At 70.3% G+C, this 24,718-nt stretch carries 25 protein-coding genes; 10 read left to right on the top strand and 15 right to left on the bottom strand.

Annotated elements, in window-relative coordinates:
- Positions 1-13: 13 nt before the first annotated feature.
- Both QNO09_RS14070 and QNO09_RS14065 read right to left on the bottom strand, forming a co-directional pair.
- Entirely contained in the window at positions 14-826 is an 813-nt protein-coding gene (locus QNO09_RS14070) for a PaaX family transcriptional regulator (RefSeq protein WP_283970493.1), read from the bottom strand.
- 15 nt (positions 827-841) lie between these two features.
- Entirely contained in the window at positions 842-2,452 is a 1,611-nt protein-coding gene (locus QNO09_RS14065) for an AMP-binding protein (protein ID WP_283970492.1), read from the bottom strand.
- Positions 2,453-2,579: 127 nt separating this feature from the next.
- Between QNO09_RS14065 and QNO09_RS14060 the strand changes: the two genes are divergently transcribed.
- Positions 2,580-3,761 (top strand): acyl-CoA dehydrogenase family protein, encoded by a 1,182-nt coding sequence (locus QNO09_RS14060; RefSeq protein ID WP_283970491.1) that lies wholly within the window; start codon positions 2,580-2,582, stop codon positions 3,759-3,761.
- Complete coding sequence (locus QNO09_RS14055; protein WP_283970490.1) at positions 3,758-4,156, top strand: RidA family protein; 399 nt, start codon at positions 3,758-3,760, stop codon at positions 4,154-4,156. The genes QNO09_RS14060 and QNO09_RS14055 overlap by 4 nt, the downstream gene beginning before the upstream one ends.
- 34 nt (positions 4,157-4,190) lie before the next feature.
- On the opposite strand, the gene QNO09_RS14050 is transcribed toward QNO09_RS14055, so the two are convergent.
- Positions 4,191-4,373, bottom strand: a complete 183-nt coding sequence (locus QNO09_RS14050) for a DUF5999 family protein (RefSeq protein WP_502962292.1) — start codon at positions 4,371-4,373, stop codon at positions 4,191-4,193.
- A gap of 107 nt (positions 4,374-4,480) precedes the next feature.
- Between QNO09_RS14050 and QNO09_RS14045 the strand changes: the two genes are divergently transcribed.
- Genes QNO09_RS14045 through QNO09_RS14030 form a run of 4 tightly spaced genes read left to right on the top strand, consistent with a single transcriptional unit; the run spans position 4,481 to position 8,235 of the window.
- On the top strand, positions 4,481-5,509 hold the full coding sequence (locus QNO09_RS14045) for a tyrosine-type recombinase/integrase (RefSeq protein ID WP_283970488.1): 1,029 nt from the start codon (positions 4,481-4,483) through the stop codon (positions 5,507-5,509).
- On the top strand, positions 5,506-6,099 hold the full coding sequence (locus QNO09_RS14040; RefSeq protein WP_283970487.1) for a hypothetical protein: 594 nt from the start codon (positions 5,506-5,508) through the stop codon (positions 6,097-6,099). The genes QNO09_RS14045 and QNO09_RS14040 overlap by 4 nt, the downstream gene beginning before the upstream one ends.
- The gene (locus QNO09_RS14035) at positions 6,021-7,793 is read left to right on the top strand and encodes a tyrosine-type recombinase/integrase (protein ID WP_283970486.1); all 1,773 of its coding nucleotides are present in this window, start codon (positions 6,021-6,023) and stop codon (positions 7,791-7,793) included. The genes QNO09_RS14040 and QNO09_RS14035 overlap by 79 nt, the downstream gene beginning before the upstream one ends.
- Complete coding sequence (locus QNO09_RS14030) at positions 7,780-8,235, top strand: DUF6262 family protein (protein WP_283970485.1); 456 nt, start codon at positions 7,780-7,782, stop codon at positions 8,233-8,235. The genes QNO09_RS14035 and QNO09_RS14030 overlap by 14 nt, the downstream gene beginning before the upstream one ends.
- Here QNO09_RS14030 and QNO09_RS14025 read toward each other — a convergent pair.
- Positions 8,200-8,724, bottom strand: coding sequence for a YceI family protein (locus QNO09_RS14025; protein ID WP_283970484.1), 525 nt, complete (start codon positions 8,722-8,724; stop codon positions 8,200-8,202). The genes QNO09_RS14030 and QNO09_RS14025 overlap by 36 nt on opposite strands.
- Before the next feature lie 251 nt (positions 8,725-8,975).
- Positions 8,976-9,116 (bottom strand): DUF5999 family protein, encoded by a 141-nt coding sequence (locus QNO09_RS14020; protein ID WP_283970483.1) that lies wholly within the window; start codon positions 9,114-9,116, stop codon positions 8,976-8,978.
- A gap of 245 nt (positions 9,117-9,361) precedes the next feature.
- Here QNO09_RS14020 and QNO09_RS14015 point away from each other — a divergent pair, with 245 nt between their 5' ends.
- Positions 9,362-9,802, top strand: a complete 441-nt coding sequence (locus tag QNO09_RS14015) for a DUF6299 family protein (protein ID WP_283970482.1) — start codon at positions 9,362-9,364, stop codon at positions 9,800-9,802.
- An 88-nt stretch (positions 9,803-9,890) separates the two neighbouring features.
- On the opposite strand, the gene QNO09_RS14010 is transcribed toward QNO09_RS14015, so the two are convergent.
- A complete protein-coding gene (locus tag QNO09_RS14010) occupies positions 9,891-10,196 on the bottom strand; it encodes an ArsR/SmtB family transcription factor (protein ID WP_283970481.1) in 306 nt (101 codons plus the stop codon).
- Positions 10,197-10,264: 68 nt separating this feature from the next.
- Complete coding sequence (locus QNO09_RS14005; protein ID WP_283970480.1) at positions 10,265-10,564, bottom strand: hypothetical protein; 300 nt, start codon at positions 10,562-10,564, stop codon at positions 10,265-10,267.
- Positions 10,565-10,845: 281 nt separating this feature from the next.
- On the opposite strand from QNO09_RS14005, the gene QNO09_RS14000 reads away from it, so the two are divergent.
- Positions 10,846-11,475: a hypothetical protein gene (locus tag QNO09_RS14000; RefSeq protein ID WP_283970479.1), complete on the top strand. Its 630-nt coding sequence runs from the start codon at positions 10,846-10,848 to the stop codon at positions 11,473-11,475.
- Positions 11,476-11,479: 4 nt separating this feature from the next.
- Here the strand turns inward: QNO09_RS14000 and QNO09_RS13995 are convergent, their stop codons facing one another.
- The 6 genes from QNO09_RS13995 to QNO09_RS13970 form a co-directional block, all read right to left on the bottom strand.
- Complete coding sequence (locus tag QNO09_RS13995) at positions 11,480-12,025, bottom strand: DUF488 domain-containing protein (protein WP_283970478.1); 546 nt, start codon at positions 12,023-12,025, stop codon at positions 11,480-11,482.
- Between the two features lie 558 nt (positions 12,026-12,583).
- Positions 12,584-14,470, bottom strand: coding sequence for an AMP-dependent synthetase/ligase (locus QNO09_RS13990; RefSeq protein WP_283970477.1), 1,887 nt, complete (start codon positions 14,468-14,470; stop codon positions 12,584-12,586).
- Between the two features lie 283 nt (positions 14,471-14,753).
- Entirely contained in the window at positions 14,754-15,899 is a 1,146-nt protein-coding gene (locus tag QNO09_RS13985; protein ID WP_283970476.1) for a DUF475 domain-containing protein, read from the bottom strand.
- Between the two features lie 285 nt (positions 15,900-16,184).
- Complete coding sequence (locus QNO09_RS13980; RefSeq protein ID WP_283970475.1) at positions 16,185-16,364, bottom strand: hypothetical protein; 180 nt, start codon at positions 16,362-16,364, stop codon at positions 16,185-16,187.
- 237 nt (positions 16,365-16,601) lie between these two features.
- Positions 16,602-17,603 carry a TAXI family TRAP transporter solute-binding subunit gene (locus QNO09_RS13975; protein WP_283970474.1) on the bottom strand — a complete coding sequence of 334 codons (1,002 nt, stop codon included), beginning with the start codon at positions 17,601-17,603 and terminating at the stop codon, positions 16,602-16,604.
- Positions 17,600-19,714: a TRAP transporter permease gene (locus QNO09_RS13970; RefSeq protein WP_283970473.1), complete on the bottom strand. Its 2,115-nt coding sequence runs from the start codon at positions 19,712-19,714 to the stop codon at positions 17,600-17,602. Before QNO09_RS13970 ends, QNO09_RS13975 begins: the two co-directional genes overlap by 4 nt.
- 218 nt (positions 19,715-19,932) lie before the next feature.
- Between QNO09_RS13970 and QNO09_RS13965 the strand changes: the two genes are divergently transcribed.
- The gene (locus QNO09_RS13965) at positions 19,933-20,685 is read left to right on the top strand and encodes a response regulator transcription factor (RefSeq protein WP_283970472.1); all 753 of its coding nucleotides are present in this window, start codon (positions 19,933-19,935) and stop codon (positions 20,683-20,685) included.
- Between the two features lie 9 nt (positions 20,686-20,694).
- Complete coding sequence (locus tag QNO09_RS13960) at positions 20,695-22,113, top strand: HAMP domain-containing sensor histidine kinase (protein ID WP_283970471.1); 1,419 nt, start codon at positions 20,695-20,697, stop codon at positions 22,111-22,113.
- 29 nt (positions 22,114-22,142) lie between these two features.
- On the opposite strand, the gene QNO09_RS13955 is transcribed toward QNO09_RS13960, so the two are convergent.
- On the bottom strand, positions 22,143-23,099 hold the full coding sequence (locus tag QNO09_RS13955) for a TAXI family TRAP transporter solute-binding subunit (protein ID WP_283970470.1): 957 nt from the start codon (positions 23,097-23,099) through the stop codon (positions 22,143-22,145).
- 245 nt (positions 23,100-23,344) lie between these two features.
- Complete coding sequence (locus QNO09_RS13950) at positions 23,345-24,148, bottom strand: pyridoxal-phosphate dependent enzyme (RefSeq protein ID WP_283970588.1); 804 nt, start codon at positions 24,146-24,148, stop codon at positions 23,345-23,347.
- Positions 24,149-24,718 lie beyond the last annotated feature (570 nt).

Genomic DNA, 24,718 nt, shown 5'->3' with positions numbered 1-24,718 from the left:
GCGTCCGGGTGGGTCAGAGCCCCACGAAATCCGCCCCCGCGTCCCGCAGACGCTCGTGCAGTCCCCGGAACACCGCCGACGAGCGGACCCCCGGCCAGTCCGCGGGAAGCAACTCGGACGGCAGGCCCGGGTCGGTGTAGGGGAGGTGGCGCCAGGAGTCCAGGGCGAGGAGGTAGTCCCGGTAGGCCTCCTCGGGCGGGGTGTCCTCGCGCTTCTCCCAGTCGTGCAGCACGGGCGCGTGGCGGTCGAGGAACGCCTCGTGCTCCTTGGCGATGGCCGCCAGGTCCCACCAGCGGGCGACGGCCTCCGCGGTCGGGGCGAAGCCGAGGTGGTCGCCGCGGAAGAAGTCGACGTACGCGTCGAGCCGCAGCCGCTGGAGCGTGTGCCGGGTCTCCTCGTACAGCCGCGCGGGCGCGATCCACACGCCCGGAGCGGCCGTGCCGAAACCGAGCCCGGCCAGCCGGGAGCGCAGTACGTGCCGCTTCTGCCGTTCCGACTCCGGCACGGAGAACACCGCGAGTACCCAGCCCTCGTCCTCGGGCGGCGCCGAGGCGTAGATGCGCCGGTCGCCGTCGTCGAGCAACTGGCGTGCGTCCGGGGACAGTTCGTACCCGGCCGCGCCCTGTGCGGTGCGGGCGGGCACGAGCAGTCCCCGTCTCTTGAGCCGCGACACCGAGGAGCGTACGGACGGAGCGTCCACGCCGGCCGCGGCCAGCAGCCGGATGAGTTCGGCTACCGGCACGGGGCCCGGCACGAAGCGGCCGTACGCGCCGTAGAGCGTGACGATGAGAGACCGTGGTGCATGCTGGTCGGACACGTTGATCATCTTAGGTCGTACGGATCAGTCCCGGTCGCCTTCCGGTACCCCCGCGGCCCGCAGTCTGAACCGCTGGAGCTTGCCGGTGGCCGTGCGCGGCAGCGCGTCCAGGAAGACGATCTCGCGCGGGCACTTGTACGGTGCCAGCTCGCCCTGGACGAACGCGCGCAGTGCCTCGGCGTCCCGCCGCGCGCCCTCCCTGAGGACGGTGAAGGCCTGCACGACCTGTCCGCGGACCTCGTCGGGCCGGCCCACGACCGCCGCCTCCCGCACGTCCGGATGCCGCAGCAGTGCCTCCTCCACCTCGGGGCCGGCGATGTTGTACCCGGCCGAGATGATCATGTCGTCGGCGCGGGCGACGTAACGGAAGTAGCCGTCGGGGTCGCGGACGTAGGTGTCGCCGGTGATGTTCCAGCCGTCGCGCACGTAGTCCCGCTGCCGCGGGTCGGCGAGGTACCGGCAGCCGACCGGTCCGCGCACGGCGAGCAGCCCCGGCTGCCCGTCGGGGACGGGCTCGCCGTCCGCGTCCTGCACGCGCGCGTGCCAGCCTGGCACGGGAACGCCCGTGGTCCCGGGCCGGATCCGGTCGTCGGCCGCGGAGATGAAGATGTGCAGCAGCTCGGTGGCGCCGATGCCGTTGATGACGCGCAGACCGGTGCGCTCGTGCCAGGCCCGCCAGGTGGCCGCCGGCAGGTTCTCACCGGCCGAAACGCAGCGGCGCAGCGAGGAGACGTCGTGGCCGTCGAGCGCGTCGAGCATCGCGCGGTACGCCGTCGGCGCCGTGAACAGCACGGAGACCCGGTGCCGGGCGATGGCGGGCAGCAGTTGCCGGGGCCCCGCCTGTTCGAGCAGCAGCGCGCTCGCGCCGGCCCGCAGCGGGAAGACCACCAGCCCGCCGAGACCGAAGGTGAAGCCCAGCGGGGGGCTGCCGGTGAACACGTCGTCGGCGCGGGGCTTCAGCACGTGCCGGGAGAAGGTGTCGGCGATCGCCAGCACGTCCCGGTGGAGGTGCATACAGCCCTTGGGGCGGCCGGTGGTGCCGGAGGTGAAGGCGATCAGCGCCACGTCGTCGGCCGCCGTCGCGACGGCCTCGTACGAGCCCGCGGGCGCCGGGCGGTTGAGGAGGTCGTCCGGACCGTCACCGCCGTAGGTCGTGATCCGCAGGCCGGGGACCTCGGCCTTGGCGAGGTCGTCGACGGCCCGGATGTCGCACAGCGCGTGCCGCACCCGCGCGATCTCGCACATCGTGCTCAGTTCGTGCGGGCGCTGCTGGGCGAGCACCGTGACCGCCACGGCCCCCGCCTTCAGCACCGCCAGCCAACAGGCCGCGAGCCAGGGGGTGGTGGGGCCGCGCAACAGCACCCGGTTGCCGGGGACGACACCGAGCTCACCGGTGAGCAGGTGTGCGACGCGGTCCACCCGGGCGCGCAGATCGCCGTACGTCCACCGCTCGCCGGTGGCGGTGAGGAACGCCGGGCGCTCACCGGGCGGGCCGTTCAGCAGCTCGGCGGCGCAGTTGAGCCGTTCGGGGTAGCGCAGCTCCGGCAGGTCGAAACGGAGCTCGGGCCATTGGTCCGGGGGTGGCAGATGGTCCCGGGCGAAGGTGTCGACGTGGGCTGTGCCCCGTGGGTTCATACGGTTCGCCCCCTTGGCGTGGTGGGCTCGCCCCTGGAGCGTATCGTGTTGGTGACGACAGTCAACGATTCGCGATAGCCTCGGAGTGGCCCAGCCGGAACGCAGGGTGGCGGAGAAGGGACCGGCGATGACCGCATTCTCGCTCGAACCGGCACAACTCGCCTGGTGTGCCGAACTGCGCGCCCTGGCCGCGGAACGGCTCCGCCCCCTGGCCGACAAGGGCGAACCGGGGCGTGTGAACCGGCCCTTGGTCGCCGAACTCGGCAGCGCCGGCCTGCTCGGGCGCCTGTTCACCTCGGGCGCGCTCGACCTGTGCCTGATGCGCGAATCCCTGGCCTACGCCTGCACGGAGGCCGAGACGGCCCTGGCCCTCCAGGGCCTCGGCGCCCATCCGGTGCACGCGTACGGCACGCGGGCACAACGCGCTCGCTGGCTGCCCCGGATCACCGACGGCACGGCGGTCGCGGCCTTCGCGCTGAGTGAGCCGGGGGCCGGGTCGGACGCGGCGGGGCTGGGGCTGCGGGCGGAGCCGGACATCTCGCCGGGCGGCGGACCGTCGGCCGGCACGGCACTCACCGCCACCCCCGACGGCTCCGCCCGCTGGCGCCTCACCGGTGAGAAGTGCTGGATCTCCAACGCCCCCGAGGCCGACTTCTACACCGTCTTCGCCCGGACCACCCCGGACACCGGCGCCCGGGGCGTCACGGCGTTCCTCGTGCCCGCCGACCGCCCGGGCCTGACCGGCCGCGCTCTCGACATGCTCTCGCCGCACCCGATCGGCGCGCTCGACTTCGACGCCGTGCCCGTCACGGCCGACGACGTGCTCGGCGAGGCCGACCGTGGCTTCCGGGTCGCCATGCGGACCCTCAACCTGTTCCGGCCCAGCGTCGGCGCCTTCGCGGTCGGCATGGCGCAGGCGGCCCTCGACGCGACCCTCGCCCACACCGCCGGGCGCGACGCCTTCGGGGGCAAGCTGCGGGACCTGCAGGCCGTCTCGCACCAGGTCGCCGAGATGGCCCTGCGCACCGAGGCCGCTCGGCTGATGGTCCACGCGGCGGCGTCGGCGTACGACGCGGACTCCCCCGACGTGCCCCGGCGCTCGGCCATGGCGAAACTCCTCGCCACCGAGACCGCCCAGTACGTCGTCGACACGGCCGTCCAACTGCACGGCGCCCGCGCCCTGCAACGCGGCCACCTGCTCGAACACCTCTACCGCGAGGTGCGCGCGCCGCGCATCTACGAGGGGGCCAGCGAGGTGCAACGCGGCATCATCGCCAAGGAGTTGTACGCCCGTCAGGAGGCACGGTGAGCACCGAGCGCGTCAACCCGCCCGACCTGTCCCCGCCGGCCGGCTTCTCCCACGCCGTCGTGGCCCGCGGCTCACGGGTGGTGTTCCTGGCGGGCCAGACGGCCCTCGACTCCGACGGCAAGGTGGTCGGACGGACCCTGCCCGAGCAGTTCGGCAAGGCCCTCGCCAACCTGCTGGCCGCCCTCGCCGCGGCCGGGGGCACACCCTCCGACCTGGCCCGCGTCACCGTCTACGCCACGGATGTCGAGGCGTACCGCACGCACGCGCCCGAACTGGGCCGCCTGTGGCGCGAGTCGGCCGGACGACACTACCCCGCCATGGCGGTCGTCCAGGTCGTCCGGCTGTGGGACGCGGAGGCGCTGGTCGAACTGGACGGCTTCGCGGTCCTGCCGTAGAGCGGCCCGCGTGCCGCGTGCGGTGAGGCTCCGGTCAGGCGGCGACGGCCAGTTCCCGCGCCGTCACCCGGCGCGGCTGCACCACGCGGCCGTCCGGCAGCAGTTCGCCGGTGTCGTCGACTATGCCGATCAGTCTTCCGGGTGTCTTTGATGTCCAACTCGCTGTCATGAAGGGACCTTTCGGTGCTACATGGACGGGTTCTGTTCGCCTGTCCATGTCGTCCTGGGGTGTGGTGTGTCGTTCGCTGTGCAGAGGCTGCGGCTGTCCGAGGAGGGTCCGGTCTCGTACACCGTCGTGGGGGACGACGGCTTCCCGTCGATGCCGTGGAGGAGTTCCTCGCGTACCTGGCGGCGAGGGGCGCGTCGCCGAACACGGTGCAGGGCTACGCGTACGACCTGCGGGACTTCTTCGTCTGGCTGGAGCAGACGGGCCTCGACTTCCGGCGCGTGCGCCTGGAGGTCCTGGCCCAGTTCTTCGACTGGCTGCGTCGTCCTAAGCCAGCCCGTGCACCGGGGGTGTTCGTGCTGCCCGGTGTTGGCCAGGCGCTGGAGGACACCACGTTGCAGCGGAAGCGGGCCGCGCTCGCGTCGTTCTACCGGTTCCACGCCCGGCGGGACGAGAGTGTGCCCGCGCTGCTGGGGAACTTGCTGGGCAGGCAGCCGACCGGCTCCTACACGCCGATGCTGGCGCACACCCAGCGGGGCGGTGAAGTCGAGTACAGCCCGATCCGCATCTCCGCCCATCGCAAGCCGCCCCGGACGCTGACCGAGGACGAGGTCCAGCGGCTGATGAGCGCCTGCAACCGGCGCCGGGACCGGTTCCTGATCGCTCTGCTGGATGACTCGGGGCTGCGGATCAGCGAGGCCCTGGGCCTGCGGCATGCCGACCTGAACCTCCGCAAGGGCGAGGTGCACGTCGTTCCGCGCGAGAACAACGCCAACCGGGCTCGCGTCAAGGGCATGAAGGGCCGGATCGTCCCCGTGAGGCCGGAGCTGTTCGACCGCTACGCCGCCTACATGGAGAGCGAGTACGGCACGCTGGACTGCGACTTCGTGTTCGCCAACCTCTTCCGCGAGCCGATCGGCTCCCCGATGACCCGGGCGAACGTCAACGAGCTGGTGGAGCGCCTGCAGCGGCGAACCGGCATCACGCACTTCTCGCCGCACGCCTGCCGGCACACCTACGCCACGCGGCTGTTGCGGGCCGAGGTTCCGATCGAGGTCGTGGCCGAACTCCTTGGTCATGCCAGCCCGCAGACCACGGGCGAGATCTACAGTCACCTCGAGGTCGAGGATCATCGCCGGGTGCTCCTTTCGGCAGGGATCATCAAGGACGGGGCATCGGCCCGGTGAACACGCCCCAGACGCGCCGACGCTCGGCGGGGCTGCTTGCGAAGCTGATGGAGACGGTGCGCCCGGAGTTCCGCGCCGAAGTGTTCTGTCCGCCGCGTGACAGGCCGGTGTTCATCCCAGGGGAGTGCCGCATCGCTTCCTGCCCGACGACGCTGACCATGGGGCGGTTGAAGCTGTGTCGCACCCACCATCACCGCTGGGTGGCCGCAGGACGTCCGGCCGACCTGGACAGCTGGGCCGCGGACGAGGACGCGCGACTGCGTCGCCGCCAGGAGATGGCGGCCTGCCTGGTCTGCGGGTGCAACCGGGCCAGGGCCGCCCACGGCCTGTGTCACCGGCATGCCTCGCGATGGGCCCACGCCGGTCGACCGCCGCTTGAGGACTGGCTGGGACGCACCCTCTATCACCCGCCGCGCAGGCCGTGGGCCGCCGAGCGGACCTGCGAGTTTCCCGGCTGCCCGCGCTGGACCGACAGCACCGATGCGCCGCTGTGTCACACGCACCACACCCGGTGGCGCAAGACGGCCGCCCTGAACTCACGAGCTGGTACGACGCCCTCGCCCACCGCGGTGATCCCAAGATCCGCCTGAGCCAGCTCGACCCCGCACTCCGCCTGGAGTTCCAGTTCGGGCTGCAACACCGTCTCGACGAGGGGCTGCGCTTCACCCCCGCCCGCGATGTCCGCCGCGCGGTGACCTGGGCCTGCCAGGCACCGGTCGCCAGCCTCCTGGACTGGGACGAGACCAGGTGGCGCGACCACATCGGACCGCTGGGACCCGACGGACAGCGCCCCGGCTACAACGTAGTCGCCTTCCGCTTCATCGCGGACACCCGCTTCGCCCTGGAGCACCTGCTCATCGCCGATGACCCCTGGGCCGACCAGGATCCGCGGGACACCTGGGACCTGCGCCACTTCGCTCTCGCCGAAGGCGAGACGCGCTACCTGCGCTTCGGCGGCATAGCCCAGCCCTGGCTGCGCGAGCTGGCCAAGCGATGGTGCCGCTGGCGCATCAGCACGAACATCAGCGTCAACACCGTCGCGCAGAACCTGCGCTCCCTGACCCATCTTCCCCGGCACCTGCCGCCGAACGCCGGGCCGGCCGACCTGACCCGCGCCAGGATCGAGACGTGGATCGCCGCCCTCGCCGTCGACTACCCGGACGTGTTCACCCGCCGGGCAGCGGTCAACTCGCTGAGCCGGTTCCTTGCCGACGCCCGCGCCCACGACTGGCAGCCCGACCTGCCCCGCGACGCCGTCGTCTACAACGACGCCCCGCCGACGCCGCCGGCCAAGCCCCGCTGGATCTCCGAACACCTGATGCGGCAGTTGGAGAACCCCGCCAGCCTGGCACGGATCGCCACCGACGATCTCCGCCTCATGGTCCCGCTGCTGATCTCCTGCGGCCTGCGTATGAAGGATGCCCGACGTCTGCGGTTCGACTGCGTCACCCACGACGACACCGGCGCCCCCTACCTGACCTGGGTGAACCACAAGATTCACGGACGCATCGCGTTCTTCCCGATCAGCCAGGCCCTCGCCGACGAGGTCGCCGCACAGCAAAAGCGCGTCCAGGCCCGCTTCCCGTCCGGGAGCCGCTTCCTGTTCCCCGGCTGGCAGGCCAACCTAAATGGCAGCAAGCCCGTCTCGGACACCTGGTGCCGGGAACAGATGGAGACCTGGCTGGAGCGCATCCGCCTCGTCGACGAGCACGGCCGCCCCGCCAGGGTGACCTTCCACCAGTTCCGCCACACGCTGGGCACCCGGCTCATCAACGCCAACGTCCCGCAGCACATCGTCCAGCAATCGCTCGATCACATGTCGCCGCAGATGACGGCCATCTACGCCCGACTGCATCAGAAGACCCTGCGCGAGCACTGGGAGAAGTCCCTGAAGGTCAACGCCGAAGGCGAACCCGTCGCATTGCCCGTCGACCACCCGCTGGCGGATGCCACCTGGATGCGGCTGTCCCTGGTCCGTGCCAAGGTCAGTCTCCCCAACGGCTACTGCGGAGCCCCCATCCAGACCGACTGCGAGTACGCCAACCCCTGTCTGGACTGCCGCTTCTTCATCACCACCGGCGACTTCCTCGACCAGCACCGACGCCAGCGGGACGAGACCCGCAAGCTCATCGACGATGCCGAGAAGGCCGGGCTGTCGCGCATCGTCGAGAAGAACACCCGCACGCTCGGCAAGCTCGACACCATCATCGACGCCCTAGACCAGGCCGGCCCGCAGCAGATCGTGGCCGGCGGGAAGGTGACCGATCTCGATGCCACCGGCTGACAACGCCCGATTCCTCGTCGAAGCGTCGAAGACGCGCAGCAGGCAGGCACGCGAGCGCGCCGAAGAAGCCGTCACGGCAGCGGCCCGCCGCAGCGAACGGCCGACCGTCGTCGGTATCGCGAATGCCGCCGGCGTCTCCCGGTCCTGGCTCTACACGCAGACCGACCTCATCACCGCGATCAGCCAACTCCAGCAACGAGCCTCAGTCCCACACCGCAGCTCCAGGCATGTGGCCAGCGACGCGTCCCTGCAACGCAGGCTGGAGACCGTGCTTGAACGCAACCGGCACCTTCGCGACCAGGTCGCCGATCTCACCCGGAAGCTGGAGACCGCCCACGGCGAAATCCGCCGCCTGCGCGCACTGTCGGGCAGCTCAGTCGGCGGTGCCAGCAACTCCAGGTTTCCCTCAGCGGTCAGCGACGACTTCCAGGGTGATCTTTAGGTGGCGACCCGTCATGCCCTTGGCTTTCGTGACACCGAAGGCGTATCTGTCCAACGTGGCGGTGCCGTTGGCTGTGATCCGCCTGTCCTCATAGGCAACGGAAGTGATCGTGACGGAGACCGGCTGCGTTACTCCGCAGGCAGTCAACTCGCCTTGCAGTGACGCATCCTGGGCAGATCTTTCCAGGCGCTGGCTCCGGAAGGCGATCTCGGGATGTCGTGCCACGTCCAGGTAGTCGGAGGACCTGACGTGATCGTCGCGCTGTTGATTGCCGGACTCGAAGCTGGCCGCGTCCATCGCGACTTCCACCGACGACTCTTCCGGCGACTCAGCAGCGATGATCCGGCCATGACTGATAGTGAACGTCCCACGAACCGGGAGCAGCCCGAACATGGCACGCGTGTCGAAACAGACCGTGGATGCCACTGGGTCGATCTCGTAGGTGCCTGCTGCTGGTAAGGACTGCTCTGAAGTGCCGGGTATCGCCATGAGCGCGTAGCCTCCGTGTGCTGAAGATCCTCTTGGATGGATCAGCCTCTCGCACACTGCGGTGGCTGCACCAGTCCCCTTTCGATCACCGACAGTGAACCCAACGTCGGCCCCCGCCGGAGTCGAGCGAGGGACGACGGCTCGTCGCTCTCTCGCTGCTCGCTCTCGCTAATGACACCAAGCTCGCGCAGACCCTTGCCCCAGCGACACTGAAACGACATGTCCATCTCGCAAATCAGCAGGTCAGATCGCTACTTGGGGCTGGAGATCGACATAACCTCGAACACGACCGTCCCGTCGCACAGCAGGCTCCAGCCCTGCTCGGGGCGGGCCGCCACGACGTGCGCGGCGGGGGAGTCGGTCGCGGGGCACTGGGGCTGGTGGGCACACATGGCGCACCTCCACGTCGGTAGGGCCATCCGAAGGGTTCGTATGACGCGTACAGACAGACCATGCTCCCGTCCCGAACTCATCGGAACGGCCCGGTGGGAAGCGTGACACGCCCAGGACATTCCCAGGACGGTTCCACGACGGCCGGCGCGGGCTCGCCACCGAAGGGGTGAGGGTCACGGGCACCGACCCGCGGGGCCGGTACGAGTGGAAGCCGCCATTCCCCCTCATCCCGGGAGGATTCCCCATGCGTGTACGTCCCCTTCTCGGCGCGGCGGCCGGTGCCGCGCTGCTCCTGCTCACCGGCGCCGGCGCGGCGCCCGCCGGCGCGTCCGTCCTCGCCCCGACCGGCTCCGTGACGGTCGACGCCGGGGGCGGGATCGCCGCCGACGGCACCGTCACCCTGTCCGGCACCTACCGCTGCGCGAGCTCCAGCGGCCCGGTCTTCGTCAGCTCGTCCTTGAGCCAGGGCGTCTCCACGACCCGCCACGGCATCGGCGGGACCCGGGCCGTGTGCGACGGCGCCGAGCACCGCTGGGTGAACACCGGCCGGGCCGCGCTCGGCGCGTTCGTGGCCGGGACGGCCCACGTCGAGGCCACCGTGATGGAACTGCGCACCTTCAGCGGCCTGCCCCTGCCCACCTTCCACGCGGTTCGCGGGCAGGACATCACGCTGACCCAGGCCTGAGCACCACGGTGGACCGGCGGGCGTACCGGACCCGGGACGCCCGCCGATGCTGTTCGATCGCGATCGCCGCGGCCCGACCTGCGACGCGCTACTCCTGAACGTGCCGAATGGCGTCGAGCACGATGTGCGCCACATGGTCGTCGGTGAGGGTGTACCGCGTCTCGCGGGCCTCACGCCGGGCGGTGACGATCCGGGAGGTGCGCAGCACCCTCAGGTGCTGGGAGACCAGCGGCTGGCTCACGCCCAGGGCGGTCACCAGTTCATGGACGTACTTCCCGCCGCCGGACAGTTCCCGCACGATGCCCAGCCGCACGGGCGAGGCCAGGGCGCGCAGCAGCTCGCCGGCCGCCCGCAGCGTCGGGTCCGGCTCGTCCGCCGAGTGAGAGGGCGTCATTATCACATGCGTGCATTAGCATATGACAACGATTCCCAGTTGCCTGTCTCGCCCGAGGTGACTGCGGGTCAGTGGTCGTCCCAGTGGCCCTCGTGGGCGGCGTGGCGGTGGCCGTCGTGCACGTAGTCCGTGTGGTCGTCGTGCCGCACGGCCAGGTGGCCGCAGTCGTCGCCGTGCTGATGGTCGTGGTTCTTGTGGACCGCGTGGCCGCCGTTCACGCACTCGTCGGTGTGGCCCTCGTGCGTCCGGTGGATGTGGCCGTCGTGGGCGTAGTCGGTGTGGTCGCCGTGGGGGAAGGAGAGGTGGCCGCAGTCGTCGCCGTGGGTGTGTGCGTGGTCCTCGTGGGTGATGTGCTCGGCGGTGGTCATGGTGGAGCTCCTCGTATGTGCTGGTGGCCCGCCCGTGGGCCGGGCTCGGCAGACATGGCGACATTAAGATATAGCGATTCCTGCATATATTGTCGGAGCGCCCGCCGTCCGACGCCACCCGACGCGGGCATACGGGTGAACCGCCCTCTCCTCGCACCCGGTGGCACGACGGTGACATTCGGGACTGACCCGTAGCGGAGGCGGAGGGCAACGGTTGCGGGCGGTGACGGGTCATACGGGGGGGGCAAGGGCTGAAGCCCGCGCATTCGACCGAAGCAACCATGGGGGAGATCATGCAGATTCGTGCCCGAGGTATCCGTACCACCGTGGCCGCGCTGGCGGCCGTCGCCTCAGTGGCCGCAGCCGCCGTCCCGGCCGTCGCCGCCACGCAGGCCTCCGACACACCCCGGTTCCTGGAGCCGGCCGAACTGCCGCCGCACCCGTCCTCGCCCTGGTACGCCGGGCCGGTCACCGCCGGCCAGCCCGACCCGCTGCCGATCTGCGTGGGCGACGCCCTGCCGTCCATCACCGCGCACCGGGAGTACTGGACGGAGTACGACACGAACGCCCAGCAGCTGACAGTCGAGGGGCGCAGCGAGCAGTGGGCGAAGGACTTCGCGGCGCTGCTGCGCAAGGACCTCGCCGGCTGCGCGAAGAAGCTGATGCAGCAAAACCCCGACCTCACCGCGACGCAGAAGTACTACGGGCGGCTGAACGTCGAGGAGGGCGCCCACGTCTACGGCATCCACACCGCCTCGGCCTGGGGCTCCTCCGACATCGGCCTCTTCTCGGTCGGCCGTGACGGCGCGACCGTCACGGTGGTCCGGTGGGCCCAGATGGGCACGTTCCAGCACGCTCAGGTGGCCGACTTCAAGACCACGACCGTCACGGCGGTGAACAAGCTGTACTGACGGCTCAGCCCCGGGTCGGCCCGGCGGGGGCGTCGTACACGAGGAGCCCGTCGTCACGCAGACGGGCTCCCGGCGTCGGCCTGTGGGCGCTCAGGCGCCCGTCGTGCATGAGGTGCAGGGCGGGTACACCGCCGGCGAGCACCGCGAAGTCGGCGATCAGACGACGGTGACAGCGCCACCAGACCGCCTCGCTGCACATCACGGCGGTACGCGCGTGCCCCGCCTCCCGCAGCACCCGCTCCACGGCGGCGAGGAACTCGGGGGATCGGGTGTGGGCGGCGTACCCGCGGAAGGACGCGTTGCGCCAGACGACGTCCGGGCTGTCCTCGGGCAGCGGGCGGAACCCGCCGAGGCCGGGTTCCCACCGGTAGGCGATGCCGGCACCGGGCAGCCACTCGGCGAGCCGCTCCCGCAGCAGATCGGGGTCACGGCGGCTGCCGGGAGCGGTCCGCACGTCCACGACGGCCGCCACACCGGCGTCACGCAGCAGCTCGGCGATCCGGTCCCGTCCGGCGGTGCTGTGGCCGAAGGTCAGCAGTGGCGCGTCCACAGGAGTGGACTTTCCCGTTTCCACGGACCCACACCCGAGGACGTGCTCCCGGTCAGATGTCCCGGAAGGGACCAGGGAGCCCCGTGACCTGCCGCATTCGACGTCTGTGCGTTGCTGACCTGCGCATACGGCCTTTCGGCTGTTTCACGCTCGTGCCCGTTCATGGAGCCGGAAGTCCCAGAAAAGTCCCAGAGGACTCCCACTGTCGACGGCCACTCTTTCGGCGTCATCAGAGTGAGGATGACGTCCCCTCGGATGGTGTGGCCGGGTCGCCTTCGTGATGGTGCAGGTCCCGGCGGTGATCGGCCCGGCATCCATGAACCTGGCGGGGGACGCCGCCTTGACCAGCTCGTGCAGCGGCCCGGGAGGCTCGGTCGCACCGACCGGCCACAGGAGCACCGTCTGATGGCTACACCACGCTGCGGGACACGGCCGGCGAAGGCCCAGGAGTTGGTCGATCGTCTGGTTGCCAGGGGCGGGTCCGTCTTGCCGACCCCGATGACGACGCAGGCGTCGGTCCGGTAAGGCCGTGGAAGTGCCGTACCGGACCGATGGAGGTCACGCCTCGCGGGAACCCTCGTACATGGCCTCGATGGCCTCGGCGTACTCGCGCTCCACGACAGGCCGCTTGACCTTGAGGCTCGGGGTGAGCTCGCCGTGCTCCACGTCGAGGTCGCGCGGCAACACCGAGAACTTCTTGATGGTCTGCCACCGCTGCAGTTCGCCGTTGACACGCTGGACGAAGCCGTCGATCAACTCGTGCACCTGCGGTGACGAGACGACCTCCGCGTAGCCGCGGCCACCGAGGTCGTGGGATGCCGCCCAAGGCATGATGGCGGTTTCGTCGAGGGCGATCAGAGCGGTGCAGTAGTTGCGGCCGTTGCCGATGACGAGGACGTTGCTGACGAACGGGCAGATGGCTTTGAAGCGCCCTTCGATCTCCGTAGGAGCCACGTACTTGCCGCCCGAGGTCTTGAACAGGTCCTTCTTGCGGTCGGTGATCCGGACGAAGCCGTCGCCGTCGACCTCTCCGATGTCGCCGGTGTGGAACCAGCCGTCGCTCTCCAGCACCTCGTCGGTCTTCTCCGGGAGGTTGTGGTAGCCACGCATGATTCCGGGCCCTCGGAGAAGGATCTCGCCATCGTCGGCGATGCGGACCTCGGTCCCGGGCAGGGGTTTGCCGACGGTGCCGACGCGAAGGTCGTCGGCGGGGTTGACGGTGCAGGCGGCGCTGGTCTCGGTCAGGCCGTAGCCTTCGAGGACGGGCACGCCGGCGCCGGCGAAGAAGTAGCCGATGTCGGGCGCGAGCGCGGCACTGCCCGAGACGCTGCCGCGCAGATTGCCTCCGAAGGCAGCGCGGATCTTGCGGTACACCAGCCGGTCGGCCAGGGCGTGCTGCACGGAGAGCCGCATAGGGGCCCTGCGCCTCGCGTTCGCCGTCACGGTGTTCTGCTGCGCCCTGGCGTAGTCGCGGGCGACCTGCGCCGCCCAGAGGAAGATCTTGTACTTGGCGCCGCCCTCGGCCCTCGCCTTGCTCGCGATGCCGTTGTAGACCTTTTCGAAGATCCGCGGTGCGGATGCCATCACGGTGGGCCGGACGGCGGGCAGGTTGGTGATGATGCGGTCGACACGCCCGTCCACGGCCATCACATGTCCGGTCCCGATCTGACCGGAGATCAGAGCCTTGCCGAAGACGTGGGACAGCGGCAGCCAGAGGAACTGCACGTCGTCGGGGCGCAGCAGCCCGCTGACCTCCTGTGCTACGCCCTGGTACGACCAGCAGTCGTGGACGAGGCGAACGCCCTTGGGGCGGCCGGTCGTGCCGGAGGTGTAGATGAGGGTCGCGAGTTGTTCCCTCTCGATGGCGCCGACGGCTGCCTCGATTGCGGCAGGGTGCTCTTCCAGGTGCGCGGTGCCGAGCTTCTCGAGCTCGGCGAGTGACAGCACCTCCAGGCCGTCCACGGGTATGGCGTCCGCCTGGGGGTCGAAGAGGATCGCGTGGTCGAGCCCGGGCAGGCGGTCGGCATGGGCGACCACCTTGGCCAACTGGGCGGCGTTCTCGACGAAGATCGCCCGGCTGCCGGAGTCGGCGAGGATGTACGCCGTCTCGTCGGCATTGGTGCTGGGGTAGACGGCGGTGGCGGCAGCGCCCGCGCACATGACGCCCATGTCGGCCAGGATCCATTCCACGCGAGTGGAGGAGGAGATCGCCACACGCTCTTCGGGCCGCACCCCGAGTGCGAGAAGGCCGGCCGCGATCACCTTGACCCGCTCGCCGGTCTGCGCCCAGGTCAGCGAGTGCCACTGCTCGGTGCCGGAAGAGCCGTCGTCGGACGGTGCGGGGTAGCGGTAAGCCTCCAGGTCAGGTGTGGCCCGGACTCTTGAGAGGAAGAGGTGCGCCACGGAAACGGGGCGGCTTTCAAGAAGGGACTGCGCGGAACTCACATCGACCTCCGGGCCCGGATGCGCCCATCCAAAGACTTGTTAACTGGCTGGTAACTCGTAAGCAGAGCTGAGACTAAAGGCAAATCCTCCGGCACGTAAGGGGGAGGTTCTGGGGTGAACCCCCGCCAACCGCGGATGTGCTGCGCGCCGTTGGTCAATGCGCCCCATGCAGTGGGCGGAGCGTGCAGCGACGGCTTGGTCGAGCGGGCGGAAGGGCAGAGTGGGAGGCCGCTCCCCGGGCGACCCGCTGTGGTGGAACGGCACACGAGGGTTCGTCGGCTGGTCAGGCCCCGGCCGAGACCTGAGTCTTCTCGCCCGAGGCCGCGGCTGTTCCTTCTGCCGCCTGGAGTGTCTTGTTGCGGTGTACGGAGGACAGGAAGGAGGCCGCGATCAGGAACACGCCGACCAGGCCGGTGATGATCTCGCTGATCTCGTGCTGGATCGTCACCAGCAGGATCGCGGCGAGCGCGCCGATCGCGTAGTGGGCGCCGTGCTCCAGGTAGACGTAGTCGTCCAGGGTGCCCTCGCGGACCAGATAGACCGTCAGCGAACGCACGTACATCGCGCCGATGCCCAGGCCGAGCGCCATCCAGAAGATGTGGTTGGTGATGGCGAAGGCGCCTATCACCCCGTCGAAGGAGAAGGACGCGTCCAGAACTTCCAGGTACAGGAAGAGGAAGAACGCGGCCTTGCCGGCCAGGGTGACCGCCGGGACCGGTTTGCCCTCGGCCCTGGCCTTTTCCTCCTCCTCGTGTTCGTGCTCCTCCTCCTCTTCGAGTTTGTCCTCGAAGTAGCCGGAGAGACCGCCGACCACGAGATACGTGACCAGGCCGGCGACGCCGGAGAGCAGCACGGTGGCGGACTTGTCGGCGTGGCCCGTGCTGACGTGGGCGTTGGTGGCGAAGGTCATCGCGGTGGCCAGCAGCACGATCAGCGCGACGCACACCGAGAGCATGTCGACCTTGCCGAGTTTGGCGAGCGGGCGTTCCAGCCAGGCGAGCCACTTGATGTCGCGGTCCTCGAGGATGAAGTCCAGGAAGATCATCAGCAGGAACATGCCGCCGAAGGCGGCGATCGCCGGGTGGGCGTCGGTGACCAGGTCCTCGTAGCGGTTCGGGTCGTCGAGGGCGAGCTGCACCGCCTCGATGGGGCCGACCTTCGCGCTGATGGCGACGATCACGACCGGGAACACCAGCCGCATGCCGAACACCGCGACCAGAATGCCCAGGGTGAGGAAGACGCGCTGCCAGAAGGCGTTCATCTTCTTCAGGATCCCGGCGTTGACGACCGCGTTGTCGAAGGACAGCGAGATCTCGAGGATCGACAGGATCAGTACGATCCCGAACGCCTCCCAGCCCCACTGCCACGCGGCGAAGGCAAGGCCGGCCGCAGTGACGGCGAACGACCAGCCGAATGTCCTCAAGACCATGTCTTTCCCATGCAGTCGGAGTGAATACGGGCGTGTCACGACGCCAGCCGGTCGAGATGGCTTGTGCGCGTGGGGTGCTACCTCGAACCAAACGGTCTTTCCCGTGGCCGTGGGCGTACTGCCCCAATCGGCCGCCAGGGCCGCGACCAGCAACAGGCCGCGACCGCTCTCGGCGTACGGCCCGCCACCATGCGAGGTCCGGAAAGGGCGAGCCGTGTCGGCCACCTCCACCCGCAGCCGGGCCCTCGTCCAGCTCGCGACGACGCTGTACGGGCCGGTGGCGTGCTACAGCGCGTTGGCGATCACCTCGCCGGAGAGCAGCGCCAGGTCATCCAGCGTCTCGTCCGGAAGCGGCAGACCCCAGTCACCGACCGTCGACAGGACGAGCCGACGCGCCGTGGGACCGGTCTCGTCCCCCGTGCTGAGGGTGAAGCCGCGGCACAGGGGTTCTCTGTGGGTGTGCACCGTGATCCCACTTGACGGGTGCGCTCGCGGTGCGGACCGGGCGGCGACACCGCGGACACGGTCGGCGGGCGTGAGGCAGCAGGCATATGAAGGAGGGGCTGGCAGCGGTTTCCGGGATCGGTCGTATGGCTTGTCGTTCGCGCGCGTTGGTGCGCCCGCGCCGGGCAGAGGTTGATCTGTCTGTGATGCGTGGCCGGTCCATTTCGGGACGGACCGGCCACCTGCCCCTTACCTGGCTCAGGACTTCTGGGCGAGGGCCTTCAGAGCCTTCTCCGCGCCGGGGTTCAGCTGGACTGGGGTGACGATCTCGGCCATGTCGAGATCGATCTCGGCCGCGGCCGCGTTCACCTTCTCCAGTTCGCTCTTCTTCTCGTAGACGAGGTTGACGATCTCGGCGGCGAGATCCGGGTCGAAGCCCTTCTTCACCAGCAGCACGTTCGGTACCACGATCGTGGGCACGTCCTTGGACTGGTTGTATACGGACTTGGGGATGGAGGCCGTCATGTAGACGTCGCCGTACTCCTGGTTCAGAGCGGACAGTTGCGGTGTCACGTCCAGGAAGCGGACCTCTTTCTTGAGGCTGGTGGTGAGGTCCGTGATCCCGCCGCTGGGCAGTCCGCCGGACCAGAACAGCGCGTCGATCGTGCCGTCCTTCATGGCGTCCACGGTTTCCGGGAGGCCGAGACGGTCGGCGGAGATGTCCTTGGCGGGGTCCAGCCCGGCGGCCTTCAGCAGCCGGTTGGCGATCACTTCCGTGCCGGAGCCGGGGGCCCCGGTGGACACTCTCTTGCCCTTCATGTCTCCGATGGAGTCGATCCCCGCGTCGGAGCGGACCAGTACCTGGGTGTAGTTCGGGTACAGCCGGGTCAGTGCCTCGATGTCCTGGGGGGAGGAGAAGGACTCCTTGCCCTCGACGGCGTCGCCGGCGGTGTCCAGCAGGGAGAAGGCGACGTCGTAGGTGCCGGCTCCGAGGCCCTGGATGTTCTGCACGGAGGCGCCGGTGGTGGTGGCGGTGGCCCGGTAGCCGTCGAGGTTGTCGGAGATCAGCTCCGCGAGTCCGCCGCCGATCTGGTAGTAGACGCCGGTGGTGGGGCCGGTCGCGATGGTGAGCCGGCCTCCCTTCCCGCCGCTGTCGGCGGCCGTGTTCTCGGTCTGCTTCCCGCCACCGCAGGCGGTGGCGAGCAGACCTACGGCGAGAGCGGCGGTGGCGAGGCGCAGGGTGCGCATCCGGTGCTTCATGAGGAGAGCTGTCCTTCCGTGATCGTGTCCGCCTCGGGGTTCTCACCGGTGGTGGAACCCGAGAGGGTGGACTGCCGACGGCGTACGAGATGCACGCCGAGGGCGAGTACGAGGGCCGCGCAACCCGCGGTGATCGCCACAGGTTCGAGGTACAGCAGGCACAGGGCGGCGGCGGCGCACAGCGCACGCTCCACCGGGCCCGCCGGGCCGAGCAGCCGGCCTCCGGTGGCCGCGGCCAGTGCGGCTACGGCGAGGGCGGAGACCGCGGTGGTCCACAGGACGCCCCACAGGCCGCCGGTGCCGAGCAGATGGGCGCCGTTGTCGGTGAGGACGAAGGCGAACGGCACGAGGAACGCGGGCAGCGAGTACTTCCAGGTCGCCACCATCGTGCGCATCGGGTTGCCGCCGGTGATGGCGGCGGAGGCGGCCGCCGCCATGGCCGTCGGCGGGCTCACTTCGGAGAGCACGGCGTAGTAGAAGATGAACATGTACGCCTCGTGGGTGGCGACTCCCAGTTCGAGCAGGGCCGGCGCGATGATCACCGCGGCGATGATGAACGAGGCGGTGACCGGGACCGCGAGCCCGAGGATCGACACCGCGACCGCGGCGAAGAGCACGGTCAGGACCAGTGTCACGGTCGGGTTCTCGCCGAAGGCCCCGGCCGCGTCGACGATGACCGAGGCCAGGTTCAGGCCGAGACCGGTCTGGGTGACGACGGCGACGATCATGCCCGCCGCGGCGCAGGTGGCGACGACCGGGAGGACCGACTTGCTGCCCTCTGCGAGGGCTTGGTACAGCCGTCGCGGCGTCATCCTGTGCTTGGGGTCGAGGAACGACAGCAGGAACTGCAGGGCCGTCGCGTAGACCACCGCCCTGAAGGGGGGCAGTCCCATCGCCATGAAACCGACGATCATGAAGAGGGAGAGGAAGTGGTAGCCGAACCGGCCCAGCAGGCGCAGTGCCGAGGTGGGCTCGTCGTCCACCACGGGCTGGGTGTGGTGCTTGCGGGCGTCGATCTCGACGGCGAGGAGGATGCCCAGGTAGTACAGGAGCGTGGGCACCAGCGCGTACAGCAGGACGGTGAGGTAACTCTCCCTCAGGTACTCGGCGATGATGAACGCGGCGGCGCCCAGTGTCGGCGGGGAGAGGATCGCGCCGATCCCGGCGGCCGCGAGCACTCCGCCGCCCTGCTCCTTGCCGTAACCGGCCCGGCGCAGGACGGGCCAGGCGACCGAGCCCAGGCTGACCGCGGTCGCGGTGCCGGAACCGGAGACGGTGCCGAGGAGGAAGCCCGCGGCGGTCACCGTGCGTCCGGGCGCGCTGCGGGAGCCGCGGAAGGCCGCGAACGACAGGTCGATGAAGAACTTGCCCGCGCCGGAGATGTCGAGGACGGCGCCGAAGATGGTGAACAGGACGATGTAGGTGCCGGCGACGTTCAGCGGCACACCGTAGACGCCGTCGGTGCCCATGAAGAAGTGGGCCGCGATCGCGTCGATGTCGAAGCCGCCGTGCGCCAGCGACCAGTCGTACGGCAGCAGTCCGCCGTAGTACGCGTACACCAGGAAGCTCGCGCAGAAGGCCGGCAGGACCCAGCCGGTGGTGCGTCGGCACGCCTCCAGGACCAGCACGATCATGGCGAGGCCGGCCGCCGTGTCCAGCGAGGTCGGCAGCTGGCGCCGCTCGATGAAGGCGTCGAACTCCAGCAGCGGGTACAGGCACACGGCGAGTGCCGCAGCGGCGAGCAGCCAGTCGAGCCACCCCGGGTTGTCGTGGCGGACGGCCGCCTTGTCCGGCACCCCGTCGGCGGGCGCGGTGCGGTCACCGCGTCGCCAGGGCAGCAGCAGCGCCGGTACCCGCACTGTCCCGCGGTGGGTCAGGAAGATCAACGGCAGCGTCCCCGCGAGGAAGAGAGTCAGGTAGTACTGGGTGCCCTTGGCAACCGGAAAGAAGATCGCGTACAGCACGAAGACCGACAGCGCGGCGCACACCACGGACACGGCCGCGGAGACCCGGGGGGAGAGTTTCCGGGCCGGCCGCTCCTGCTCGAACTCGGCCACGAGCTCCTCGGCTGATCGCTGCCTCGGCTCGGGCGGCACCGTTGCCATGCTCATCGCGGCTTCTCCTGGGACTAGGCGGTTCGTGGTGTCCCAGACCGTGGCAGCTGTTCACATGCGTGCAACAGAGCACGACCGAGGACTTAACGTAGGTTTAGGGTTCAGTGACGGCGGTCACTTCTACGCTCATCGCACCGGCTGTGACCTGCGCGCTCCCTCGGCACCTGTGCCGCCGGGCCTCAGGGCCCGCCGGATTCCATCCACCGGGAGGCCGTGTGCGGATACTTCTCGTCGAGGACGACAACCGGGTCGCCGACGCCCTCACCGGCGCCCTCCGGCGCCACGGATACGAGGTACGGCGTGCCGCGAACGCCGCCGACGCCCTGGCGGCACCCCCCGCCGATCTCGTGCTGCTCGATCTGGGCCTGCCCGACCGGGACGGCATCGAGGTCTGCCGCGAACTGCGCGCCCGCGGCGGCGTACCGGTGATCGCGGTGACCGCGAGGGGAGACGAGCCCGACCGGGTGCGGGGGCTGCGCAGCGGCGCCGACGACTACGTGGTGAAACCGTTCGGCACCGCGGAGTTGCTGGCCCGTATCGAGGCGGTGCTCCGGCGCAGCGTGAGCCAGCGCGGCCATGAGGACCGGCTCGTCGCCCTCGAGGGCCTGGAGGTGGACCTCGGGCGGCGCACGGTCACCGTGGACGGGCGCAGCGTCGCCCTGGCCTTCAAGGAATTCGAGGTTCTCGCCCTGCTGGCCCGCGCGGGCGGTGCCGCCGTACCCCGCGACCGGATCGTGGTGGAGGTGTGGCAGACGACGTACGACGGCATGTCACGCACCCTCGACGTCCATGTGGCCACCCTGCGCGGCAAGCTGGGGCGGGCGGGGGGCTTGGTACAGACCGTGCGAGGGTTCGGGTACCGGCTCTCCGCGGGCCCGGGGGCGGCCCGTGGTCCGGGGGGCGGCACCGGTCCGGGAGCCGACGGTGGTGGCGCGGAGGCCGGCGGTCCGGCGGCGGCAGGCGAGTGAGGACGCCGGATGCGCCGCCGACTTCTCTTCATCGTCTTCGTCCTGGTCGCAGGTCTGATCGTCGCGCTCAGCCTGCCCCTGGTGCGGGCCACCGCGGAGCGTACGGTCCAGAGTTCGTTCATCGGGAGGGTCGAGGACGGCGCATGGTTCGCGGACCTGGCCGCCACCGCCCTGGAGTCGGGGCGGACCGGCCGTCTGGAGGCCGCCGCCGACCGCTACGCGAACCTCTACGACTCACGCGTCGCGGTGGTCGACGCCGACAGCGAGACCGTGATCGCCTCGCGCCCCGTCGACCTGGAGGAGCCGCAGGTGCGGTCGGCGCTGCTGCTCGCCCTCGCCGACCGGCCTCCCGAGCAGCCCGGCGTGTGGTGGCCATGGGACGACCGGTCCTTCGTGCTGGCCGAGCCCGTCCGGCGCGACGGCCGTGTGCTGGGCGCCGTGCTGATCGTCTCACCCACCGAACAGGCCCGTTCCGAGGTGGCCGACCATCTGACCCTGGTGGTGCTGGGCAGCCTCGCGGCACTCGTCCTGGTGGTGATCGCGGTCGCGGCGCCGGTGGTCCGCTGGGTGCTCCGTCCTGTCCACGACCTGGACCGCGCCACCCATGAGGTGGCCCTCGGGAGCCTGAAGACCCGTGTGTCGGAGCGGGTGGGTGCCCCGGAACTGCGCCGCCTCGCCAACCACTTCAACGTGATGGCGGACAGCATGCACGCCTCCCAGGAGCAGCAGCGGGCGTTCGTGGCACAGGCGTCCCACCAACTGCGCAATCCGCTGACCGCGCTCCGGCTGCGGGTGGAGAACCTGGAGGAGTTCGTGAACGACCCGCGCGGTCTGAACGAACTGCACTTCGCCGTGGAGGAGGCCGATCGGTTCGGCGAGATGCTCGACGGGCTGCTGCGGCTGGCCAGGGCGGAGGCGTCGGAGGCGGAAAGGGGACCGGTCGACGTCACCGCCGTGGTGACGCACCGGGTCGATGCCTGGCGGGCTGCCTTCTCCGGTGCGGGTGTCCCGCTCACCACGCAGATTCCCGACGGCGTGAGCGCGCTGTCCCTGCCCGACTGTCTCGACCACGCACTCGACACCCTGCTCGACAACGCCCTCAAGTTCGGCGAGGGGGCACCGGTCGATGTCTCCGTGCACCGCGCCCCGGCCGGGGCAGCGATGGAGACGGTCGAGGTGACGGTACGGGATGCCGGCCCCGGCCTGACCGCGGAGGAACTCTCCCAGGCGGGCGGGAGGTTCTGGCGCAGCACACGTCACCAGAACGTCCGCGGCACGGGGCTCGGCCTCGCGCTCACCCGCATGGTGGTGGAGGCGGGCGGCGGTGAACTGCTCCTGGCAGCCGCGCGGCCACACGGACTCTCCGCCACCGTACGGCTGCCCGCCGCGCCGGCACTCCCCGGCGATCCCCTGTCCGATCCGCTGTGAGGGGAGCCGGTGACGGTACTTGCGAGCGGTCAGGGATGTGACTCGCGGTACCACCGAGCGGCGCCGGGGTGCAGCTCCAGCGGGTGGGTGGCGATCGCCGTACGCCGGTCGAGGCGGCGGGCCTCAGGGTGCGCCCGGATCAGCCGGGACTGCCCCTCGAACAGCAGCCGGGTCAGCCAGTACGCCTCCGCGTCCGCCATGTCCCGCCGTACCACCAGGAAGTTCGGCACGCTCACCGTGGTCACCGCGCTCTGCGCCCCGTACACGACGGCCGGCACGGTGGTCTCGGTGTACAGCTCGCCGTAGGACCGGGTGAGCTCGTCGACCACGTCGCCGAGGTCGACGAGGCGGATCATGGTGCTGCGGCGCAGTTCGGTGATGGCTCCGGTCGGCAGACCGCCGCTCCAGAAGAAGGCGTCGATACGCCCCTCGGCCAAGGCGGTCGCCGACTCGCGCACATCCAGCCGCAGCGAGGTCAGGTCACCGTCGGGGAAGAGCCCGGCGACCTTCAGGATGCGCTCGGCGATCACCGCCGTGCCCGAGCCCTCGGCCCCCACGGAGACCCGCAGCCCGCGCAGAGCCTTCGCGCTGCGCACCGGGCTGTCCGCGCGGACCACCAACTGCACGTAGTTGTCGTAGAGCGAGGCCAGCGCCACCACGGGCAGCTTCTGGGAGAAGGGCGCGCTCCCGGCGACTGCGTCGGCGGCGGAATCGGCGAGGGTGAAGCCCGCCTGTGCCTGGTCGGCGGCCACCCGGCGCAGATTGTCCACACTGCCTCCGGTGTGCAGAACCCGCGCCGAGACGTCCGGCAGCCGACCCTCGATGAGGTCGGCATAACCGGCCCCGTAGTCCGCGTAGACACCGCCCGGGTTGCCGGTGGCCACCTTGATCTCCCCGGACGGGCGGGGCGGCGCGTCGCTTCCGCCGCACCCTGCGAGCAGCAGTGCCGCGGTGAGGGCGGCGGCGAGTACGCGCGCCAGCCGCATGGGTACCTCCCTCGACGTTCCGAGCCGCGTACAGGGCGTGCGGCCCATGTCGTGCGGGGTCCGATGGGCCGACTCGGTCAGCCTAGCCGCCTGCGAAGACGGCGGTCCGTGACCGGGCGGTGGGCGGTCGGCGGCGTCCCCGGCGGTGCTGCCGTACGGTGAACAGCCCGGCGGCCGCAAGCCCCGCGGCGCGCGGGACGGCGGCGGACTGTCCCCCACTCCTGGACCGACGTCACCGGGCGCGGTCATCGGGCGCGCTGGTCAGCGGCGGGCGAGGCCGGGCCTTCCGCCCGTGACGGATCCGGGGCGAGTTCGCCCAGGAGCGCGGGCGAGAAGTTGCCGCCGGTGAGGACCGTTCCCAGCGAGGCGGCGCCCAGGTCGTGCCGCAGAGCCGCGGTGATCCCGACCGCGCCCGAGGGCTCCAGGAACAACCCCATGGTGTCCCGCACGATCCGCAGGGCCAGCCGGATGTCCTCCTCGTCGACGAGGAGGACATCGTCGACGACCTCGCGGATCCAGCCGACCGCCGCCGGCATGGGCACCCGCACAGCGATGCCGTCCGCCATGGTGCTCACCGGGCCCGTCGCCTCGGGTACCCCGGTGCGCCAGCTCGTGGCCATGGCCGGCGCGCCCGCCGCACAGACACCGATGATCCGGGTGCGCGGTGAGCGGGCCTTTGTCCAGCAGCCGATGCCGCTGATCAGGGCGCCGTTGCCGACCGGGACGAGGAGCGCGTCCAGGCCGAGCGGGGCCAGTTCGACGGCGATGGTGCCGGCGCCCTCGGCGATGAGCGGCTCGTCTCCGTCCTCCACGAAGACGTATTCCGGGCGGGTGCCCGCGAAGGCCGGGCCGCGTCCTTGGCCGCGTCGAAGTCCCCACCCGCCAGGACGACCTCGGCTCCCAGGTTCCGCATCCGCGCCACCTTGTTCGGATTGGCGTCGTGCGCGGCGAACACCATCACGGGGATGGAACGCGCCTTTTCCGGCGTACGCCATGACCTGGCCGAAGTTCCCGGCGGAGGCACAGACGACGTGCTGTCCGGCGGTCAGCCGGGCGCATGTAGAGGTCCGCGCCCCTGCCCTTGAAGGAACGCAGCGGGTTCAGAGTCTCCACCTTGACGCAGTGTCCCGGCCGAGCGCACGGGAGAGCGCGGCATCCCGGAACCGGGGTGTGCGCAGGAAGACCGGGTCGATGAGCCGGGTGGGCTCGGTTAGGTCCAGACGCAGGGTGCGGTCTCGTCGCGCAACTCCAGGTCTACTCGCCAAAGGGGATAAGCGCGGTCTTCGGTTGGTTAACAGGACCGGCAGGTCCGTTCCACAGAGAGCCCCGGAGTGCTTACGCGCTTCGGGGCTTTGTGTTGTGTGCCCGCCGGTGTTGTCGCCGTCCTGTTCCGCCGAGGCGGGCGCAGGGCGCCGTGAAGTTTGCACACGATGGCTCACCCGTATGGGGCGGTGCCTTCATGTCCGAGCGAAGTTGGCACAGAGAGTTGCTGGCCGGGAGAGCCTTCGTGGCCCTGACCTGGGAATGCATCGAGGCCCCGCTACTCTCCGTAAAGAGTGGCGAGGCCTCAGCTGCGCGAAAATCTACGTGCGGTCAGTATTCCTTGATCGTCTTGCTCA

The organism is Streptomyces sp. 378 (genome assembly GCF_030124145.1).
In the GTDB taxonomy this organism is placed as follows: domain Bacteria; phylum Actinomycetota; class Actinomycetes; order Streptomycetales; family Streptomycetaceae; genus Streptomyces.
Note: the sequence above shows the minus strand (reverse complement) of the source record. Positions and strands in the feature narration are given on the sequence as shown.